1 protein-coding gene is annotated in these 245 nt (G+C 24.1%); it reads right to left on the reverse strand.

All coding sequences use genetic code 11. From position 1 onward, the window contains the following. Positions 1 to 201: hypothetical protein (locus SB659_RS20295; RefSeq protein WP_410551735.1), on the reverse strand; the 201-nt coding region annotated here is incomplete at its 3' end. Positions 202 to 245 lie beyond the last annotated feature (44 nt).

A 245-nucleotide genomic window follows, 5' to 3' on the forward strand; every position in this document is an offset into this window, starting at 1 on the left:
ATTACTGTTTTTGGAGGTTAAAGTATAATATTTGCTTTTATAAATATCCAATTTTGAATTATTAAAAATCTTATATTGATTTGCAAATTCTTTGTTATCAACTAATCTATACTCAATTATCACTGATTCTTTATTACTGTTTGATTCAGTTATTTTCCACCAATCTATCTTTTCATTGTTTTCAGTTAAATATCCAGTCACTTGATAGGAGTCTATATTTCCTTTAATTCTGTAAGTTGAATCAT

The sequence above is a fragment of the Arthrobacter sp. SIMBA_036 genome (genome assembly GCF_046535135.1).
Taxonomy (GTDB): Bacteria; Actinomycetota; Actinomycetes; order Actinomycetales; family Micrococcaceae; genus Arthrobacter.